The 15,975-nt window shown below is 59.4% G+C and carries 16 protein-coding genes and 3 pseudogenes; 12 read left to right on the forward strand and 7 right to left on the reverse strand.

Annotation, left to right across the window (positions count from 1 at the left end):
- The first annotated feature begins 194 nt into the window (after positions 1-194).
- On the forward strand, positions 195-1,328 hold the full coding sequence (locus D3M70_RS22025; RefSeq protein WP_120127750.1) for a sensor histidine kinase KdpD: 1,134 nt from the start codon (positions 195-197) through the stop codon (positions 1,326-1,328).
- Positions 1,329-1,538: 210 nt separating this feature from the next.
- On the opposite strand, the gene D3M70_RS22030 is transcribed toward D3M70_RS22025, so the two are convergent.
- Entirely contained in the window at positions 1,539-1,838 is a 300-nt protein-coding gene (locus tag D3M70_RS22030; protein ID WP_120127751.1) for a chaperone modulator CbpM, read from the reverse strand.
- 2 nt (positions 1,839-1,840) lie between these two features.
- The gene (gene cbpA, locus D3M70_RS22035; protein ID WP_120127752.1) at positions 1,841-2,806 is read right to left on the reverse strand and encodes a curved DNA-binding protein; all 966 of its coding nucleotides are present in this window, start codon (positions 2,804-2,806) and stop codon (positions 1,841-1,843) included.
- 298 nt (positions 2,807-3,104) lie between these two features.
- Between cbpA and D3M70_RS22040 the strand changes: the two genes are divergently transcribed.
- A complete protein-coding gene (locus D3M70_RS22040; protein WP_120127753.1) occupies positions 3,105-4,370 on the forward strand; it encodes an Hsp70 family protein in 1,266 nt (421 codons plus the stop codon).
- A 218-nt stretch (positions 4,371-4,588) separates the two neighbouring features.
- Here D3M70_RS22040 and D3M70_RS22045 read toward each other — a convergent pair whose 3' ends face one another.
- Together D3M70_RS22045 and D3M70_RS22055 are read right to left on the reverse strand one after the other, a co-directional pair.
- Positions 4,589-5,599: an AI-2E family transporter gene (locus D3M70_RS22045; protein WP_120127754.1), complete on the reverse strand. Its 1,011-nt coding sequence runs from the start codon at positions 5,597-5,599 to the stop codon at positions 4,589-4,591.
- A gap of 235 nt (positions 5,600-5,834) precedes the next feature.
- A pseudogene (locus tag D3M70_RS22055) lies at positions 5,835-6,128 on the reverse strand (PsiF family protein).
- A 141-nt stretch (positions 6,129-6,269) separates the two neighbouring features.
- Between D3M70_RS22055 and D3M70_RS22060 the strand changes: the two are divergent.
- On the forward strand, positions 6,270-7,148 hold the full coding sequence (locus D3M70_RS22060; RefSeq protein WP_120127756.1) for a DMT family transporter: 879 nt from the start codon (positions 6,270-6,272) through the stop codon (positions 7,146-7,148).
- Position 7,149: 1 nt separating this feature from the next.
- Here the strand turns inward: D3M70_RS22060 and D3M70_RS22065 are convergent, their stop codons facing one another.
- The gene (locus D3M70_RS22065) at positions 7,150-7,386 is read right to left on the reverse strand and encodes a hypothetical protein (RefSeq protein WP_120127757.1); all 237 of its coding nucleotides are present in this window, start codon (positions 7,384-7,386) and stop codon (positions 7,150-7,152) included.
- 59 nt (positions 7,387-7,445) lie between these two features.
- Positions 7,446-8,336 (reverse strand): triacylglycerol lipase, encoded by an 891-nt coding sequence (locus tag D3M70_RS22070; protein ID WP_120127758.1) that lies wholly within the window; start codon positions 8,334-8,336, stop codon positions 7,446-7,448.
- 172 nt (positions 8,337-8,508) lie between these two features.
- On the opposite strand from D3M70_RS22070, the gene osmE reads away from it, so the two are divergent.
- Both osmE and D3M70_RS22080 read left to right on the forward strand, forming a co-directional pair.
- The gene (osmE, locus tag D3M70_RS22075; RefSeq protein WP_120127759.1) at positions 8,509-8,847 is read left to right on the forward strand and encodes an osmotically-inducible lipoprotein OsmE; all 339 of its coding nucleotides are present in this window, start codon (positions 8,509-8,511) and stop codon (positions 8,845-8,847) included.
- A gap of 278 nt (positions 8,848-9,125) precedes the next feature.
- Positions 9,126-9,659, forward strand: a complete 534-nt coding sequence (locus D3M70_RS22080; RefSeq protein WP_120127760.1) for a bacterioferritin — start codon at positions 9,126-9,128, stop codon at positions 9,657-9,659.
- Between the two features lie 218 nt (positions 9,660-9,877).
- Here the strand turns inward: D3M70_RS22080 and D3M70_RS22085 are convergent, their stop codons facing one another.
- Complete coding sequence (locus D3M70_RS22085; protein WP_120127761.1) at positions 9,878-11,944, reverse strand: AsmA family protein; 2,067 nt, start codon at positions 11,942-11,944, stop codon at positions 9,878-9,880.
- A gap of 382 nt (positions 11,945-12,326) precedes the next feature.
- Here D3M70_RS22085 and D3M70_RS22090 point away from each other — a divergent pair, with 382 nt between their 5' ends.
- The 7 genes and pseudogenes from D3M70_RS22090 (at position 12,327) to D3M70_RS22115 (ending at position 15,964) form a co-directional block, all read left to right on the forward strand.
- On the forward strand, positions 12,327-12,596 hold the full coding sequence (locus D3M70_RS22090; RefSeq protein WP_133306507.1) for a hypothetical protein: 270 nt from the start codon (positions 12,327-12,329) through the stop codon (positions 12,594-12,596).
- A gap of 131 nt (positions 12,597-12,727) precedes the next feature.
- Entirely contained in the window at positions 12,728-13,360 is a 633-nt protein-coding gene (locus tag D3M70_RS22095; RefSeq protein ID WP_120127763.1) for a TetR family transcriptional regulator, read from the forward strand.
- Between the two features lie 186 nt (positions 13,361-13,546).
- A pseudogene (locus D3M70_RS33540) lies at positions 13,547-13,728 on the forward strand (urease accessory protein UreE); the annotation flags it as partial.
- Between the two features lies 1 nt (position 13,729).
- Positions 13,730-14,008: pseudogene (locus D3M70_RS33545) on the forward strand (urease accessory protein UreE); the annotation flags it as partial.
- The gene (locus D3M70_RS22105; protein WP_120127765.1) at positions 14,005-14,679 is read left to right on the forward strand and encodes an urease accessory protein UreF; all 675 of its coding nucleotides are present in this window, start codon (positions 14,005-14,007) and stop codon (positions 14,677-14,679) included. The pseudogene D3M70_RS33545 and the gene D3M70_RS22105, both read left to right, overlap by 4 nt.
- Before the next feature lie 56 nt (positions 14,680-14,735).
- Positions 14,736-15,350: an urease accessory protein UreG gene (gene ureG, locus D3M70_RS22110; RefSeq protein WP_120127766.1), complete on the forward strand. Its 615-nt coding sequence runs from the start codon at positions 14,736-14,738 to the stop codon at positions 15,348-15,350.
- Between the two features lie 26 nt (positions 15,351-15,376).
- Positions 15,377-15,964 carry a HupE/UreJ family protein gene (locus tag D3M70_RS22115; RefSeq protein WP_120127767.1) on the forward strand — a complete coding sequence of 196 codons (588 nt, stop codon included), beginning with the start codon at positions 15,377-15,379 and terminating at the stop codon, positions 15,962-15,964.
- Positions 15,965-15,975: the final 11 nt, after the last annotated feature.

Genomic DNA, 15,975 nt, shown 5'->3' on the forward strand with positions numbered 1-15,975 from the left:
ATGGGTTGTGCCTGTAGCAGTCCGGCTTGCCAGCGGTGGCGTTTTTGATGTCGCAACCGCCGGCAAGCCGCGCTGCTATAGACCGTGGGACCCGTCGTGATAGCGCAAGGCGCAAATCCCCTGTTCTTCCTACCGCAACATGGCGCTAAGATGGCCCCACTTCATTCAGCGCCATGCCAGCAAGGTAGTAACCCATGCGTCTTTCCGACTTCATCGTGCAGAACGTTGACCGTATCGTCGATGAATGGGAAAAATTCGCCGCGACGCTAACCCCCGCGGCCAACTCGATGAGCAGTGTGGAGTTGCGCGACCACGCGAAACTGATTCTCCTGGCGGCGGCAAGGGACATGAACACCGCCCAGACCAAGGCCGAACAGATCGCCAAGGCCCAGGGCGAGGACGTCGGCAAGACGCCGATGCTGGACCAGGCCGCAGCCAGCCACGGAGAATTGCGACATACGGTCGGGTTCGATCTGGTGCAGATGACCTCGGAGTTCCGTCACCTGCGCGCCACGGTTATCCGGTTCTGGGCCGAAAGTCTGAAAAATCCGGAAATTGGCCACTTCACCGACATGATCCGTTTCAATGAGGCCATTGACGAAGCACTGGCGGAATCGACGGCGGCCTACGCCGAGCGGGTAAACCGATCGCGGGACATCTTTCTCGCCATCCTGGGTCATGACCTGCGTGCGCCGTTGCAAGCGATCAGCATGTCCTCAGAGGTGCTGATGCGCAAAGCGGGCATTGGTGATGCCGAAATGGCTTACATCAAACGCATCAAGAGCAGCAGCAAACACATGGCGACGATGGTCCGCGACCTGCTGGAATTCGTGCGCAGCCGCTTGGGCGTGACGTTGCCCATCGAGCGCAAGCCCATGGAGATGACCGTTGCCTGCCGTGATGCCATCGACGAAGCGAGCGCGGGGCATCCCGATTGCGATCCGGAGTTCACCACCAGTGGCGACACGCAAGGCGATTGGGACCGGGCACGAATCGACCAGATGCTGCAGAACCTGATCGGCAATGCCCTTCAGCACGGAGCAGCGACTCATAAGATCAGCGTCTCGCTGGTGGGCGGTGAAAACCATGTGAGCTTGTCAGTTCACAACGATGGCGAGCCCATAGCGGAGGAAGCCATCGGCAGCATTTTCGACCCGCTGGTGCGCTCGCTCAACGAAGAAGCAGGCACGAACAACCCTTCCACCAGCCTCGGCCTGGGGCTGTTCATCGTCAAAGAAGTGGTCAACGCTCACTGCGGCAGCATTACCGTGACGTCGAATTTCGGCGATGGGACCACGTTTACCGTGGTGTTGCCAAAGAAGGGGTAGGCTCGACACCTGGCCTATTTTGATTCTGGCCGAAGGCCGTAGAAGTCCGGCTTGCCGACGATCTGCTGCGAACTGCTGCGAACCAGGAGCAAAACCGGACGACCATGGCTGATCCGTCATACCGAGCCCACCGGCGTTACTGCCGATTCCCGGCAGATCGCAGGCAAGCCAGCTCCCACGCCCTCCGGGCAGAAGCGAAAGGGCACCCTCTCACTCTTCTACAAAGCGCCCCAAGCGCTGCTTGAGCATGCGGTTTTCGGCCCGCACCTGCTCAAGCTCGTCCAGCAGGCTCAGCGCCAGGGCGACGCCGTCCCACTCCATCGCAAGATCGTGATGCAGCTTGGCCGCGCGCTTGGCGACCGACAACGAATAGGTGTCGAACAGCCACTCATCCGGCTTCTTCCCCTGGGGTTCGACAATCCCGTGCTCGACGATTTCGATGACATAGGCAACCGGCATGTCGACCACCTGACAGAATTCCTGCATGTCTACGACCAGGGTGTTGCTCATGATCAGCTACTCCATTGGGCCCTCGGATCGAATGCGCCCTTCTCGGCCAGCTTCTCCCACAGCGCTTTGGTGGCGTCATCGGTGGACTTGGGCATGACGATCTTCAATTGCGCATACAGGTCGCCACGCTCGCCCTGCTTGTTCAACAGACCATTACCTTTAACCCGCAATCGCTGCCCACTCTGACTGTCCGGACGAATGGTCAGGTTGATTTTGCCGGTCAAGGTGGGCACAGCGACCTTGGTGCCCAGCGCCGCCTCCCATGGGGCCAGCGGTACGGTGATGATCAGGTCATGACCCTCGACGTCGAATTTGGGGTGCGGCGCCAGACGAATGGTCAGGAACAGGTCGCCGTTTTCACCGCCCGCAACGCCCGGAGCACCCTGCCCCTTCAGACGAATCCGCTCACCGTCAGTGACACCCGCCGGGATCTTCACGTTCAGGGTCTTGGTGATGTCCGCCATGCGCTGACCGTTGGCGCTGTGTTGCGGCACTTTGAAACTGATTTTCTTCGATTCTGTCGAGAGGGTTTCTTCAAGGAAAATCGCCAGTTCCATTTCCACGTCTTGCCCTCTACGACCTGTGCTGCGCGGACGACCGCCCTGCGGACCACCACGATTACCGAAAATCGAACTGAAGAAATCGGAGAAATCCCCGCCCTCGAATCCGCCGCCGCCCATGTTCCCAAAGTCCGCAGCGCCCGCGCCACCACGGCCCTGCCAGCCCGGAGGCGGCTGGAAACGGCCCTGCTGGCCGTATTTGCGGATGTCGTCGTACTCGGCACGCTTCTCAGGGTCGCTCAGCGCTTCGTAGGCCTCGGAGGCCGCCTTGAATTTGTCTTCCGCGCCAGGCTCTTTGCTGACGTCGGGGTGATACTTGCGCGCGAGCTTGCGATAGGCGGTCTTGATCGTCTTCTCGTCCGCCGTCGGCTCTACGCCAAGGATCTTGTAATAGTCTTTGAAGTCCATCTAACGGTCACCCATTCCGGATTATCCAGCTCAGTCCCGTATCGCGTTATCAAATGAGAACGTTGGACGCGCTGAATGTTGCAAGGTTATCGGCACACGGCCTCGCGAGCTTGAAACGTTGTCCAAACCGGCCGAATGCAATGAGAGTTGCCTGCAAGATTGGGTTTGCAACGCTCCAGTTCAAGCCACCTGTGCGAAATAGGCGCAAATCGAGTGAAAAACCGACGTTACGCGCTACGAATCTGCCGCCCACTCGCATACACTGCGCGGCCGTTTTTTCGACCGGAACGCAAAGCACATGAGCACCCCATCCCCAGCCCGTGCCGTTGGCATCGATTTCGGCACCTCCAACTCCACGGTCGGCTGGCTGCGCCCCGGAGCGGAAACCCTGATCGCGCTGGAGGACGACAAGATCACGCTGCCTTCGGTGGTTTTCTTCAATATGGAGGAGCGCCGCCCGGTCTACGGCCGCCTGGCCCTGCACGAGTATCTGGAAGGCTACGAAGGTCGCCTGATGCGCTCGCTGAAAAGCCTACTGGGTTCCAAGCTGATCAAGCACGACACCAGCGTGTTGGGTACGGCCATGCCGTTCAAGGATCTGCTGGGACTGTTCATCGGCGAACTGAAAAAGCGCGCCGAAGCCGCAGCCGGTCAGTCATTCGAACACGTGGTACTGGGCCGCCCGGTATATTTCGTCGATGACGACGCCGCTGCCGACCAGGAAGCCGAGGACACCCTGGCCGAAGTGGCGCGCAAGATCGGCTTCAAGGACGTCTCGTTCCAGTTCGAGCCCATCGCAGCGGCCTTCGACTACGAGTCGACGCTTGAGCGCGAAGAACTGGTGCTGATCGTGGACATCGGCGGTGGTACTTCGGACTTCTCGCTGGTGCGCCTGTCGCCCGAGCGTCGCAGGGTCGATGACCGTCAGAGCGACATCCTCGCCACCGGTGGTGTCCACATCGGCGGTACCGACTTCGACAAGCAACTGAGCCTGCAAGGCGTGATGCCTCTGTTCGGTTACGGCAGCCGAATGAAGAGCGGCGCCTACATGCCGACCAGCACCCACATGAATCTGGCGACCTGGCACACCATCAACTCGGTGTATTCACAGAAGTCGCAGCTGGCGCTGGGCAGTATGCGTTATGACATCGAAGACACGCTGGGCATCGACCGCCTGTTCAAGCTGATCGAACAACGCGCCGGTCACTGGCTGGCGATGGAAGTGGAAGAGACCAAAATTCAGCTGACCCACGCCGAGAACCGTGTGGTGCCAATGGACCGCGTCGAATCCGGCCTGAGCGTGGATCTGACTCGCCAACTGTTCGAATCGTCCATCGACTCGCTGCTCGAGCGCGTTCGTGAAAGCGTTACCCGCCTGCTGGGCGATGCTGGCGTTGGCGTGGCCGACGTCGACACCGTTTTCTTCACCGGCGGCTCCAGCGGCATCCCGGCCCTGCGCAACAGCGTGTCGGCGATGCTGCCTAAAGCGCGGCATGTGGAAGGGAACATCTTTGGCAGTATCGGCAGTGGCCTGGCGATCGAAGCGAAGAAACGCTACGGCTGACGCATCGTGGCACCGACCCGCTTCTGACCGGAGGGCGTGGGAGCCTGGCTTGCCAGCGATCTGTTGCGCAGCGACAGCAAACTCGACGGGTGCAATCTTCCTGACACAGCCGCGTCGTCCGGTCTTACTGCAGGTTGCCGGCAGATCGCTGGCAAGCCCAGCTCCCACGCCCTCCGGCCAGAAGCATTGCGCGTCGGCCGGGCAAGGCGGGCAATCGTTTAAACCAACTCCGCCCGCCGCAGTTCGCTCTTCAAATATGCGTAATAAATCGGCCCTGCCACCACTCCCGGCAAGCCGAAGGCCGCTTCGCAGATCAGCATTGCCAGCAGCAACTCCCAAGACTTGGCACTGATTTGCCCGCCTACGATCCGAGCGTTGAGGAAGTACTCGACCTTGTGAATCACGATCAGATAACCCAGCGCCGCCAGCGCGACCCAGATCGACAGCGACATGCCGACGATGAAGATCAGCGTGTTGGACATCAGATTCCCCACCACCGGCAACAGGCCCAGCAGGAACGTCAGCACGATCAGCGTCTTGGTCAATGGCAGGTGCACGCCACACAGCGGCAGGATCACAGCCAGGAAAACCGAGGTGAACGCCGTGTTCAGCAGCGAGATCTTGATCTGCGCGAACACGATGTTGCGAAACGCCTGACTCAGCAAATGCAAACGTTCGAACAACGCTGCAGCCAAAGGCTTGCGCTTGGTGACGTCGGGAATGCGTTGCAACGCAATGATCGCGCCCAGGACCATGCCGATCAGCAAGGTCACGAACATGTGCGCCGCACCCTTGCCAACCAATTGCAGCTCGCCGATATGTTTGGTCAGCCAGGCGCTGAGCGAAACCTGAAACTCGGTGGCGCTGGCTGGCAGATAGTTATCGATGAGGGGCGGGAGCTGACCGCGCGCGCGCTCCACCAGAATCATGAATTTGTCCAGCGAGGCGCCGGGGTTTTCCGCTTCATGCAGCAAGAAGCTGATCGCTCCCGCGAACAGCAGCGACAGCACGCTGACCACGATGGTCCCCAGCAACGCAACCGCCAGCCAACGCGCGCGCTCACCGGCAATCAGTCGTTGCAGTTGCGGCGTGAGCATGTCCACCAGTTCATAGACCAGCAAGCCCGCCAACAGGCTGGGCAAAAGATTGAGTGGCAAAACCAGCAGCAGGCCACCGAACACAATGATGCAACTGGCCAGGTAAACATGACGCGGCGAAAACGTTGGCATACAGCCTCAAAACGAGCGGCTTGAAAAGATGGGCAGTCTGCCAGCGTTCCTGATGGAGGACCAGCGCCGCAAAGTGTCGTTAGTCGTATACGGTAGTGTTAGCTCACCTCTGTAGCAGCACGGCTTGCCGGCGGTGGCGTCATTTTGATCGCTACCGCCGGCAAGCCGTGGCGCTACAGGTTATTCCCGGACATCAACTCTGGGCCGGCGACATCCTTGCCAGAAAACAAAAGTCTCACTTTTTCTTCAGGCAATCACTCATGAAGGTCTTGCGCGCATCGCCCTTGAGCGCTTACGTGGTCGCTGTGGCATTACAGGTTTTCATCTTTTCCTGCTGAGGGGTGGCGGTGGTTGCAGGAGCGGCTTTCAGACAAGTACTCATGAACGCCTTGCGGTCATCGCCCTTGAGGGATTTGGCCGTGGCGTCGGCATTGCAGGTGGTCATTTTGTTTTGCTGCGCAGTGGCTGCAAACCCTTGAGCGCACATCAACAAGCCCATGACCAACAGAGGAACACGCAGCATTTTCATCGACTTTCTCCGAGTGCGCCGCGCACTCGCGCAGCTTTCGAAGGAGTGTAGTCAAAGAATGTTGCGACATATTTCCGGAACGAGGTAGACGCCGTTTCTGACAGGCCGATAATAGCGCCTCACTTCACAGCCGGTTCTTTCATGCAATACCTTTATCCACTGCTCACGGTCATGATCTGGGCGGGCAACAACGTCATTACCAAAGCCGCTGCGGGCCGTATTTTTCCGGCAGAGATCGGTTTCTATCGCTGGCTGCTGGCGGGACTGCTGTTCACGCCGTTTCTGCTGGGTCCGGTTCTGCGCAACCGTAACGCGATCAGACCAATCGTGGGCAAAGTGGTGGTGCTGGGTGTGCTGGGGATGGCGATCTATCAGAGTCTTGCGTATTACGCAGCGAACATCACCACCGCAACTAACATGGGAATCATTCTGTCGCTGGTGCCGGTCATGACGCTGGGCATGTCCATCGCCAGCCTCGGAACTGCGCTCACAGCGGGCGCATTGGTCGGGGCGCTGGTTTCGTTTGCGGGGGTCTTGCTGGTGGTGTCCCAAGGCAGCTGGGCAACGCTGGTTGCCCATGGAGTCAACCTTGGGGACCTGATGATGCTGGTCGCCACCCTGGCGTACGCGACTTACAGCACGCTGCTCAAAAAATGGCAGCTGCGCATGCCGCCGCTGCAACTGCTGTATCTGCAGATTCTGGTGGCGATCATTGCGCTGTTCCCGCTGTTTCTGATCTCACCCAAGACGGGGCTAAGCGCAAGCAACATCCCGCTGGTGCTTTACGCCTGCATTCCGACCTCGATGATCGCGCCGCTGCTATGGATGAAAGCCATTGGCATTCTCGGCCCCAGCCGCACAACGCTGTTTTTCAACCTGGTGCCAATTCTCACGGCACTGGTCGCGGCGCTGGCGCTGGGTGAACAACTGGCGTCATATCATTTCATCGGCGGCGCGCTGACCCTTGGCGGAGTGATCCTGGCCGAACGCTGGACCACTCCGCTGCGCAGACAATCCTGACTCAGGCCTCTTCGACATTTTCGGCGCTGTGTATCGACACATCGGTGATCCCCGCCACATGGGGAAGACCGATGTGAGGATCACCGGCATCGAGGGGGTCGTCATCCACCACAACATGGTGCTTGTGCGCCAGTTCGTGGACCACCTCGATGATTGGCACATCCAGATTCTCGATCACATCGACATGGTGTTCGCCAGCCAGCGTGTACTCGATTTCGTAAAGTTCTTTATCGCTCATCGCATCACTTCCTTAGCGACCCGCTCGGGTCGACTGATCACGAACTGCAGACCATAAAGTTAGAGACCGGCGGCTTTCAGGCGCGCGGCATGTTCCAGAAACAAACCCACGGGATTGGCTCCCTCGCCCACCAGACCGAGGTGCTGGTTGACGATGTCGAAATGGTCGAGCGGGAAGTCGTCTCCGATGACCGTGCCCAGATGCGAACTGAGTCGCCCGACCATGCCATCAGATTGACCTCGCTCTTTCTGGAACGTGCGAGCAAATAATCGACAACTGAGATTAGTGGTATCCAGCAGGTTCATGCCCCGGTCAGTTCGCCCCGGTTGCAGGGTGCCAGACCAGGAGTAATAGCGAACGCCATTGACCAGTTCCGCACCCTGCCCGCCCCACTTCTCGGGCAGGCCTTGGGGGAAGCGTGTGTTGAAGCGGGCGACGCCACGGGTGGTCAGCGAATGATGCGCAGCGTCGACATCGGTGGGTAACCGGGTGCCGCGATAACCGGTGTCGAAGAACGCGAGAACCAGGGTCGTCAGGCGAATGGCAGCATTGACCAGCCGACCGCGCACTGTGCTCTGGGGAAAATGCTCCTCAAGGTAGTCAGCCAGTTCCGAGCCATGATTGGGGCCTGCCACCGAGGTGACAGACGCCACGAGATCCGGCCGCACCCCTGCGACGTAGCGGATGGTCAGTGCGCCCTGGCTGTGGCCGATCAGGTTGACCTTGGCGGCGCCGGTTTCTCGAAGGATTTCTTTGACCCGGGCCAGCAATTGCTCGCCTCGGATTTCGGTGGAGTTGACCGCCGAGACCATCACCGGAATCACGGTTGCCCCACCCCTGCGCAGAGCAGGCACGATGCCGAACCAATAGGGGTAGACCACCAGTTTCACGAACCCCAACAACCCCGGGACCAGCACGATCGGGTAACGCGTGGCCTGTTCTTGCGTCATGAGCGGTTGAATCCTCTGCGAGCGGTTCTACAAACACTAGCCACAAACCATTCATGATTCATGACAGAACGGTGTAATGCCCCATCGCCATCTATTCAATCGAACTCTTTCAATGCGCCGATGCTCATAACAGCAACGGGCCAATGACGGCCTTTCTGTGGAGTGAGCGGTTATGTACAAGCAATCTTTGGCAGTAGTGTTTGCAATGGCCGCGCTGGCCGGATGTACATCGACAACCCTGCAAAATCCCGTGGACTACGCGACCTATCGCAACGAACCGCTGGTCAAGCAGGTAGAAAACGGCATGACCGAACAGCAAGTGCTGACCATCGGCGGCGAACCTTCCACCCGCGTGCACCGCAAGGTACACACGGGTACCTGCAACAACTACATCCTTAACAAGGATGGCCATCAACAGGCGTATTACGTGACGTTCGGCGCCAACGACCGCGTGGACAGCAAGGGCTTCATGACCTGCGAACAGCGTGAGGCGAATGAAAAAGCGGGGTGATCAGCCGCTGTGGCTCCACCTGTAGGAGCGCGCTTGCCCGCAAAGGCACACGGCGGGAACGTCGGTTAATCGGCCACATCCAGGTCGTGACGGCAATTTTTCGCGGGCAAGCGCGCTCCTACGGGGAAACTGCGTTGCCGCCCGAAAAACAAATAAAACTTTTCCCGGCGCCCAAGACTCACACATTAAGGCCCGATCTCGCCAGACGTCTGCCAGAGGCATGAGCAGACGAATTTAGAGTGAGACGGCATGAACCGGATCAGCCCTGGAGATGAATCATGAGCAATGTGCACCAATTATCCGATGTCAGTTCCCTTCGCGAACGCGCGCGTCAGCACGTCGAAAACGGCGCGGTGACCGAGGGCTACGACGCCGACCGTGAAAGCATCCTGCGCCTGCTCAACGAATCACTGGCGACCGAATGGGTCTGCGTACTGCGTTACAAACGTCATTACTACATGGCCAAAGGCGTAAAAGCCCAGGTCGCGGCGGCAGAGTTTCTGGAGCACGCCAATCAGGAAGCCGAACACGCCGACATGCTGGCCGAGCGCATCGTGCAGCTGGGTGGAGAGCCGGAACTGAACCCTGACCTGCTCTCCAAGAACTCCCACGCGCAGTACGTGGCGGGCAATACACTGAAAGAGATGGTCACCGAAGACCTGATCGCCGAGCGTATCGCCATCGACAGCTATCGCGAGATCATTCAGTACATCGGCGACAAAGATCCGACCACCCGCCGTATCTTCGAAGAAATCCTCGCTCAAGAAGAAGAACATGCTGACGACATGGCGGATATTCTCGACGGCCTGTGATTTGACCCGAAATGAAAAAGCCAGGACCTCCGTCCTGGCTTTTTTGTGTGCGCTGGCTGGAGAGCATGACTGAATCCAGCGCTATCCCTATGCTGGAAAACAGCAGTGAATCCTACCCAATCTCCGTGGGAGCCGGCTTGCTGGCGAATGCGGTGGACCCACCACATCAAGTCGCAGGCTCGCCGCATTCGCCAGCAAATCCCCACTCACACGTTTGATCACTGGACAGTCTTCGGTGCCTTGCCCGCGCGCATTTGCTCAAGCAACGGCGCGCATTGATTCGGCTCACCGCCACTGGGTGCAACCAACGCCAAAAGACCTGCCGCAGGCCCTACGGCAGCCCCGAGCAATACCATGCCCGCGCCACGCAACAGCAATGGCCCGGATTGCACACCCGCGCTCGGCTTGACGAATGGACCCCGTACATACAGTGGAGAGCGCAAGGAGAACACGCGAAAGCCCTTGGATTCAGGCGTGATCTTCAGATCGAGCTGCTCGGCCTTCATGTTGGCCGTGCCATCAATGTAGATGATCGCGTTCTCGGTATCGAAGACGAACAACTTGGTCGTCGCCAAGCCGTCCTTGATACCGAAATCGGAAGCAGCGCAGTTGATCTTCACGTTCTTGTCGCCAAACAACGTACCCACCACGTAGTTACCGACGTTCAGCCCGGCGATCTCCATCAGGTCCCGACTGATGGCCCCGTCGTTGACCAGCATCTTCAACTCGCCGTTGGCAGTGCCCAGCAACGCCGCCACCGAATTGCCCTTGCCGCTGATGTCAGCATCGCCGTTCAACTCCCCGAAACTGGTTTTCATCGGTTCGAAGGTCGGGAACAACTGCTTGAGTTTGAAATTGCGGGCCGTCAGTTTTGCCCGGCCTTCCAGAGGCTGAGTGTGGCCGTTGAGCTTGATATCGGCATCCAGCTTGCCGCCCGCTACGCCGAAACGAAGGGGCTCCATGCTCAGTTCACCGTCGTTGAGCACCACATGGGTGTACAGATCAGTGAAGGGCAACTCCGCGCTCTGGACGATTTTCTTGCCGGTGAACTCGACATCGGCGTCCATCGCACTCCAGCGGTCAGTCTTGAATTCCTCGACCGGCAACACCTTATCCGCAGGCTGCTTGCTCTCACCGCCACGGCTTTTCTGCTCGGCATTGGAATCAGCACCGATCAATGGCTTGAGGTCGGCCATCAGCAACTGGTTCGACACAAGGGCGCCGGTCAGCTTGGGTCGGGGTTGACTGGCGACAAAGCTCAAATCGCCGTGAATGTCACTACTGCCGATTTTGCCGTTGAAGCCTTTGTACTCAAACGCTGCCCCTGTCGGCTCATGCAACTTTGCAATCAGCCGGCCGTCGGTGGAGTACGGCGGCGAATCCGGCAATGTCACGCCAGTCAGAGGATAAAGATTACCCAGGCTGTCGCCGGACAGCTTCAGGCGCAGGTCCAGTTCGCCCAGGTTCTGCGGGTCGGTGACCGTCCCAGCAACGGCGACCCGCGTATTTCCTGCACTGACATCCGCTTGAACCGGGAATGGCATCGCGGCGTCCTTGAGCGCCAACAGACCGCCAACCTTGCCGCTGCCATTGAGCTTCTGGCCATGGTATTGACCCTTGGCGGTAAAGCCGAAGGCGTAGTCCTGCGCTGAAGCGCCCTTGTCTGAAACCTTCTTTGCTTCGCCGCTGCCGACGATATCGCTGAAAGGGATCGGCTTGCCCAGCGGATCAACGACCACATCGACCGCGGTGTTGAGCATCTGATCGTTGTAACTGACCAGTCCTTTGTCGAAACCGATGGAGCCGATGTCTACCACCCAACTGGAAGGCTGCGCATTCGGGTCACTTTTGGGCAGGTCGAACACCCAATTCGCGCGGCCGTCCGCCAGACGTTCGATTTTGGCGTTCGGCTCAGTGAGGTCGATTCGCGGAATCACCACGCGCTGGGCCAGTAATGGCAAGGGTGAAAGGCGCATATCAACGCGCTTGAGGGTCACCATTTGAGGGGTTTTCGACCATTCAGGATTGCCGAGCGAGATATCTGAAGCAGACATGTGCGGCCACGGTACCCAGGCGCGCCAGCCGCCCTCGTCAGGTTCGCGATGCCACTCCACCGCCAGGTTACCGTTGATGGCAAACGGTCGATGCAGCTCGGCCGAGACCTTCTCATTAATGGTTGGCTTAAGCCGGTTCCAGTCGAAAGTGGCGATCACGATGATCAGGACAGCCAGCAACAGCAGCAGGATGCCAACTGTCCAGGCGAAAATCTTACGGCCTCGCGTCATTGCGTTTTCTCCCCAAATACCGACGCACCATCCCAGGCGCGTCTCATACGACATAGCCCTTCGACTGACAAAAGCCCTATGGGTTTGATGAAATCCGGAAAAACCTTGATTCTTAGCGGTCCGGCTCGCCGGCGATGGCGTGTTTGAAGCCACTGCCGCGGGCAAGCCGGACTGCGACAAAGTTCCGTGCAGGTCCTTACCAGTGGGGCAAATAATGTAGATCCAGAGTCGTCATTCACGCTAAAAGCCGCGGCCAACAAGGCTTTGCTGCCTGAATCAATTTTGTCGATGGTCAACATCAGCCCTTTAAACTTCTTTATATACGCCGGGCCAGTAAAATTGCCCCATGTTCACTTACCCGCCCTTTCGAGAGGCACTGTCCATGAAACGCCAAATGATCGCCCTGACCCTTTCCCTCCTTGCCTCAAGCGCGTTCGCGATGCCTGCCAGCGAACAACCGATGCTCGGCGAAGTGAAAGCGGCCCAGCAAGTCGGTCTGCCTACCTTGGCGCAGGACGGTCCGGATCGCCTGATCAATCAGTACCAGCGCGTAGCTGCCGAAGAGAACTGCAACAGCCTGGCGCACCGCTACCAGCGCGTCGCAGAAAGCGGCCCTGACCGCCTGGTGCAGCAATATCAACGCGTTTCCTGAATCGCTGACTGCATTGAATCAGCCCGGCCCTATCGCCGGGCTTTTTCATGCCGCAAAGAAACCGGGTTCGACGCAGCGCGAACGCATTTGTTAGAGTGCTGCCCATTCTTTCTTCAGATACCGCCCACTGCATGCTGCCCCGCGCCGAACAGAAACAGCAGACCCGCCACGCCCTGCTCGATGCAGCACGGGGGCTGATGGAGAGCGGGCGGGGCTTCGGCAGCCTGAGCCTCAGGGAAGTCGCCAAGACCGCCGGGATCGTCCCCACAGGTTTCTACCGACATTTCGACGACATGGACCATTTGGGCCTGGCGCTGGTGAGCGAAGTCGGGCAGACCTTCCGCGAAACCATCCGCCTGGTGCGGCACAACGAGAACATCAACAGCGGCATCATCGATGCCTCGGTGCGGATCTTTCTCGACGTGGTCGCGGCCAATCGCTCGCAGTTTCTGTTTCTCGCGCGTGAGCAATATGGCGGATCGCTGAAGGTGCGGCAGGCGTTGGGTGCGCTACGCGAGGCGATCATCGCCGACCTCGCGACGGATCTGGCGTCGATGTCCAAATTCCACCATCTCAACACCGACGACCTCTCGGTCATGGCGGACCTGGTGGTCAAAAGTGTGTTCGCCATGTTGCCCGAGTTGATCGACCCTCCTTCGTTGACGCTGGCCGAGCACCTGACTCCAAGGGCGAAGATCACCCAGCAATTGCGCTTCATCTTCATCGGCGCCAAGCGCTGGCAGGGTCTGGGCAGTACCGAGTGACTCCTGGCGCATGACCACTCGACGCACCACTTTGGAGCAAGCATTTATTACGCGCACCAATAAGCCACACCCCCTCGCCCCACCCTCACGCGCTCCTGCACTGAAACCTCGCATTTCCTGACCATCCCGTCAGTTGGCAAGCCACTTGCTCTAATCATCGCATCGCACACTGCCGGAAGTTTCCCGATGCTGGTGATTCATCAACGAATCGAACCCCAAAATGAATGGGCCGCCGAGCTCCATTTGAATTTCGAGGCCCGCAGCAAGAGTCGCCTGCGCTGTTTCAGTGCCGAAGGCGAGGACGTCGGCCTGTTCCTGGAACGCGGCCAGCAGCCACTGCGTGACGGCGAGTTCCTCAAGGCAGAAGANATGCATGTCACCTGCAGCAGCGCGTTCGAGCTGACCCGCGCCGCCTATCACCTGGGCAACCGTCATGTGGCACTGCAAGTCGGCGATGGCTGGCTGCGCCTGCTCGACGACTACGTGCTCAAAGCCATGCTCGATCAATTGGGCGCAACCACCGAATCCATCGAAGCACCGTTCCAACCCGAACACGGAGCCTATGGCGGTGGCCATCATCACTCGCGCGCCGGTGAGGAAGATTTTAACTACGCCCCGCGTATCCATCAGTTCGGCGTGCGCAAATGAACAAGGCCTGGGCGCTGTTGCGTCTGGCAAGCCCCCAACTGCCGATTGGCGGCTATAGCTACTCGCAGGGGCTGGAGATGGCCGTCGAGCGGTCCATTGTCACTGACCCCGCCAGTGCCGGCCGCTGGATCAGCGATCAATTGCTGCTCAACCTCGCTCGCTTCGAAGCGCCGCTGCTGCTCGCCCATTGCACCGCTGCCGCGCGAGAAGACTGGGGCACCTTGCTGCAACTGAGCGAAGAACATCGCGCCAGTCGGGAAACCCGCGAGCTGCATCTGGAAAGCCGGCAGATGGGCTATTCACTCCAACAACTGCTTAACGGCCTGCCGGAACTGGATCAGCCTGCGCGGGATTTCCTGCAACAAATCGGCGAACCGCATCTGGCGCTCGGCTGGGCACTGGCTGCGCGCGCCTGGCAGATCACCCCGCAGGACGCCCTTGCCGCGTGGCTGTGGAGCTGGCTGGAAAACCAGTTGGCCGTGCTGATGAAAACCCTGCCGCTGGGCCAACAAGCTGCGCAGCGCCTGACCAGCGAGCTACTGCCGCTGCTGCAGAACGCTCAACAACATGCAACTGCACTCGACCCTGAACACATCGGCAGCGCCGCATTCGGCCTGTCGCTGGCAAGCATGGCCCACGAGCGCCAGTACAGCCGCCTGTTTAGATCCTGACCTGCTTTTAACGGCATCACCCAGAACCGCACAAGAAGATTAACGGAGAGCATTTGATGAACAGCCAACCTTTGCGCGTCGGCATCGGCGGTCCGGTCGGATCCGGCAAGACCGCCCTGACCCTCGCCCTGTGCCTGGCCCTGCGCGATCGCTACAACCTCGCCGTAGTGACCAACGATATCTACACCCGTGAAGACGCCGACTTTCTGGTGCGCAATGAGGCTCTGGCCCCGGAACGCATCATCGGCGTGGAAACCGGTGGCTGCCCGCACACGGCGATTCGCGAAGACGCCTCGATCAACCTGGAGGCCGTAGACCAGTTGAACCGCCGCTTCGAGGGTCTGGACCTGATCATCGTCGAGTCCGGCGGCGACAACCTCTCGGCAACCTTCAGCCCAGAGCTGTCGGACCTGACCATCTACGTGATCGATGTATCGGCTGGCGACAAGCTGCCGCGCAAAGGTGGCCCGGGCATTTGCAAATCCGATCTGCTGGTGATCAACAAGATCGACCTGGCGCCACTGGTGGGCGCATCGCTGGAAATGATGGATCGCGACACCAAGAAGATGCGTGGCGACAAGCCGTTCGTGTTCAGCAACCAGAAAACCGGCCATGGCCTCGAGGACATCATCGCCTTCATCGAGCGCCAGGGACTGCTGACCGCTGCCTGATTTCATTCACTCAAGGAAAATCATTGATGAATCGCAAAACCTTCACCGGGAAAAAAATGCTCGGCGCACTCATGCTGTTGCTGGTTCCAGCACTGGCCTTCGCTCACCCCGGTCATGATGAAAGCGGTCTTGTGGCGGGTATCAGCCACCCTCTGGGCGGGATCGATCACTTGCTGGCCATGGTTGCCGTGGGTCTATGGGCTGCACAGCAGAAAGGCGCCGCACGTTGGGCACTGCCTTGCACCTTCGTCGGCACCATGCTGATTGGCGGCTTGCTGGGCTTTGAGGGGCTGGAGCTGCCAGCGCTGGAAAGCGGGATCGCGGCTTCTGTCTTCGCGCTCGGCCTGGCGGTGGCGCTGGCGGTGCGTCCGCCGCTGTTCATGGCAGTGGGCGCGACGGCGTTGTTCGCGATGTTCCATGGCGTGGCTCACGGTCTTGAGCTGCCAGAGATGTCCAGCCCGTGGGGCTATGCGCTGGGCTTCGTCGGGGCAACGGCTGCGCTGCATGCGGCGGGTTATGCGGCAGTGCGCTATCTGCCTTCGGCAGCTGCACCTGTCGTACGGGTCGCCGGAGCCCTGTCGGCTGCAACGGGCGTGTGGCTGTTCGCGGGCTGAAGCCTGGAGCA

Origin of the sequence: Pseudomonas sp. LS-2, from assembly GCF_003605735.1 — a bacterium.
GTDB lineage: Bacteria > Pseudomonadota > Gammaproteobacteria > Pseudomonadales > Pseudomonadaceae > Aquipseudomonas.

What these genes read in the sequence shown, in the direction of transcription:
- D3M70_RS22025 (WP_120127750.1), top strand. Translation starts at nt 195, where the DNA reads ATGCGTCTTTCCGACTTCATCGTGCAGAACGTTGACCGTATCGTCGAT.
- D3M70_RS22030 (WP_120127751.1), bottom strand. Translation starts at nt 1,838, where the DNA reads ATGAGCAACACCCTGGTCGTAGACATGCAGGAATTCTGTCAGGTGGTC.
- cbpA (WP_120127752.1), bottom strand. Translation starts at nt 2,806, where the DNA reads ATGGACTTCAAAGACTATTACAAGATCCTTGGCGTAGAGCCGACGGCG.
- D3M70_RS22040 (WP_120127753.1), top strand. Translation starts at nt 3,105, where the DNA reads ATGAGCACCCCATCCCCAGCCCGTGCCGTTGGCATCGATTTCGGCACC.
- D3M70_RS22045 (WP_120127754.1), bottom strand. Translation starts at nt 5,599, where the DNA reads ATGCCAACGTTTTCGCCGCGTCATGTTTACCTGGCCAGTTGCATCATT.
- D3M70_RS22060 (WP_120127756.1), top strand. Translation starts at nt 6,270, where the DNA reads ATGCAATACCTTTATCCACTGCTCACGGTCATGATCTGGGCGGGCAAC.
- D3M70_RS22065 (WP_120127757.1), bottom strand. Translation starts at nt 7,386, where the DNA reads ATGAGCGATAAAGAACTTTACGAAATCGAGTACACGCTGGCTGGCGAA.
- D3M70_RS22070 (WP_120127758.1), bottom strand. Translation starts at nt 8,336, where the DNA reads ATGACGCAAGAACAGGCCACGCGTTACCCGATCGTGCTGGTCCCGGGG.
- osmE (WP_120127759.1), top strand. Translation starts at nt 8,509, where the DNA reads ATGTACAAGCAATCTTTGGCAGTAGTGTTTGCAATGGCCGCGCTGGCC.
- D3M70_RS22080 (WP_120127760.1), top strand. Translation starts at nt 9,126, where the DNA reads ATGAGCAATGTGCACCAATTATCCGATGTCAGTTCCCTTCGCGAACGC.
- D3M70_RS22085 (WP_120127761.1), bottom strand. Translation starts at nt 11,944, where the DNA reads ATGACGCGAGGCCGTAAGATTTTCGCCTGGACAGTTGGCATCCTGCTG.
- D3M70_RS22090 (WP_133306507.1), top strand. Translation starts at nt 12,327, where the DNA reads ATGAAACGCCAAATGATCGCCCTGACCCTTTCCCTCCTTGCCTCAAGC.
- D3M70_RS22095 (WP_120127763.1), top strand. Translation starts at nt 12,728, where the DNA reads ATGCTGCCCCGCGCCGAACAGAAACAGCAGACCCGCCACGCCCTGCTC.
- D3M70_RS22105 (WP_120127765.1), top strand. Translation starts at nt 14,005, where the DNA reads ATGAACAAGGCCTGGGCGCTGTTGCGTCTGGCAAGCCCCCAACTGCCG.
- ureG (WP_120127766.1), top strand. Translation starts at nt 14,736, where the DNA reads ATGAACAGCCAACCTTTGCGCGTCGGCATCGGCGGTCCGGTCGGATCC.
- D3M70_RS22115 (WP_120127767.1), top strand. Translation starts at nt 15,377, where the DNA reads ATGAATCGCAAAACCTTCACCGGGAAAAAAATGCTCGGCGCACTCATG.